Origin of the sequence: Streptomyces sp. NPDC050388 (genome assembly GCF_040655635.1) — a bacterium.
Taxonomy (GTDB): domain Bacteria; phylum Actinomycetota; class Actinomycetes; order Streptomycetales; family Streptomycetaceae; genus Streptomyces.
Genome location: NZ_JBFAKH010000243.1, coordinates 1 through 2,236 on the forward strand (window position 1 = coordinate 1; position 2,236 = coordinate 2,236).

Below are 2,236 nucleotides of genomic sequence, written 5' to 3' on the forward strand. Positions count from 1 at the left end.
GAGTTGGGTCGGGGACGGGACGCCGTGCACCGTTCCGGGTGTCGGTCTTCCCGTCCCCGCCCGCCGAACCGGACGTGCCCGTTGGCCGAGCATCCGGCTCTCCACGTGATCCGATGCGTCAGGCGAGGTATTCGCTGACCTGGCCGACGAAGGCCGCATCGTCGTGGCTGGTCCGGCGGAAGCGTGCTCCCGCCGGGTTGACCTCGTCGATGTTGTAGGGCGTGCTGATCTGCGCTCCGCGATAGCGGTAGCGTTCGACCCGCATCCTCGCCGGGTTGTAGAGGACGATCCCGCCCTCGGTGATGCGGTCGGCCCCGAAGTACAGCCGCCGCAGTCTCTTCCAGGTCAGGTGGGGGTGCTTGCGGCGTATCCAGAGGATCATCCTCCACCACGCGTAATGGCCGAGATAGGAGAACGTCTTCTTCGATGCGCCGTAGCGGAAGTAGGCCGCCCAGCCCCGCAGGACCGGGTTGACCGTCCGCAGCACCGCCTCCAACGACAGCAGGGTCGTGCCCCGCTCCGTCAGTTTCTTGATCTTGTGCATCACCGACGCCAAGGCGACCTTGGACGGGATGGTGAGCACGGCGCGGCGACCGTCGCCCCGGGTCTTCGCCTGGATGTGGAAGCCGAGGAAGACGAAGCCGTCGTCGATGTGGGTGATGTGGGTCTTCTCCTCCGAGAGGGTCATCCTCAGCCGACCGGCCAGCAGCGTGCCGATCTCCGTCTTGAGTGCTTCCGCATCCTTCCTCGTGCCGTGCACGAGCACGACGAAGTCATCCGCGTATCGCACCAGCCGGAAGTTCGGCAGCCCCCGTCGACGTCGGTGCTGCCGACGCCAGGCCGGGGACATCTCCTCGTCCCAGATCCCGGCGAAATGCCGGTCCAGGACGGAGAGATAGATGTTGGCCAGCAGCGGGGAGGCGACCCCGCCCTGCGGAGTCCCGGTGAGGGTCTCCGCCAGGCCACCGTGCAACTCGACAACCCCGGCCCGCAGAAATGCGCCGACCAGCCGCAGGACCTTGCGATCCTTGATGCGCTCGGCCACCAGGTCCATCAGGACGTGGTGATCGACGTTGTCGAAGCAGGCCTTGATGTCTCCCTCGATGACCCACTCGTAGTTCGACGGCCTGCTGGTGAGATGGTGGATCTCGGCGATGGCATCCTGGGCCCGACGTCCGGGCCGGTATCCGTAACTGGACGGGTAGAAATCGGCCTCGAAGATCGGTTCCAGGACCAGCTTGAGAGCCATCTGCGCGACCCGGTCGCGCAGGGTCGGGATGCCCAAGTAACGGACCTTGCCGTTCTTCTTGGGGATCACCGCCTGCTTGACCGGCAGCGCTTGGAACGTCCCGTCCTTGAGCGAGGAGCGCAGCTCCTCCAGGAACGGGATCACTCCCAGGCGTTCCTCGACGTGATAGCGGGTGACCGCGTCCACGCCCGCTGTCCTGGCACCCCGGTTGCCAGACACCCGTTCCCAGGCCACCAACAGCGTGGCCCGGTCGCAGATCAAGTTGAATACGTCAGCGAACCGGCGAGCCGGATCGCTCCTTGCCCATCGGTGCAGCTTGAGCTGATGATCGAGTACCCGCCGCTCGGCCGCGAAGATGCTCGGCCACGACTGCGGCGGCGCGTCGTTGTTCAACAACGTCCCTCCCCGACAGCACCCCTGCTGCCCTCACGCTGTCGCCCTTCCCCATGCGGACGGCTTTCCCGTCCTCGGAGTACTACGGCGACTCCGCCACGACCCGGCCTCATCAGCGAGCGTCGCGCCTGCCCGCCGCCCGGCCGGCTGCCGAGCGGGGAGGGCGATGCCAGGTCGCTTCCCACGTTCACTGAGGATCTTCTGCGACGGCTTCGGTGCCCAGCTTTACCCCGACGGCATCGCCCGGACCGCACATCGCAGTCTTGGTCCGGGCCTCCCGGCGCCCACAGGTTCAAGACGACGGGAGAGGAGAGGCCACCGGTTACGGCTCTCTCCAGCACCGCGGCGCGGCCCATCCACCAGATTCGGCAGGCCGCTGACGACTCACGGGGCTTCGACCACTGGTTCAGTTTCCTTGCACCCATTCCGCCTTCGCTTGCGGGCACGAACCGCCTGGTGGTCGCGGCCCGCCCCTACGTTGTCGAGACTGCTTCCGGCCTCGCCCCCGACCTGGGGTCCAGCCTGTCTCCAGCTTCAACCGGTCACTGCGATGACCAGCGGTGGGCTCCTCCTCCCACTCGATCCTCAGCGCCT

Annotated in this window: 1 protein-coding gene; it reads right to left on the minus strand. The window is 66.9% G+C overall.

Annotated elements, in window-relative coordinates:
* Window positions 1-118: 118 nt before the first annotated feature.
* Complete coding sequence (gene ltrA / locus AB0I73_RS41090) at window positions 119-1,435, minus strand: group II intron reverse transcriptase/maturase (protein WP_363045484.1); 1,317 nt, start codon at window positions 1,433-1,435, stop codon at window positions 119-121.
* Window positions 1,436-2,236 lie beyond the last annotated feature (801 nt).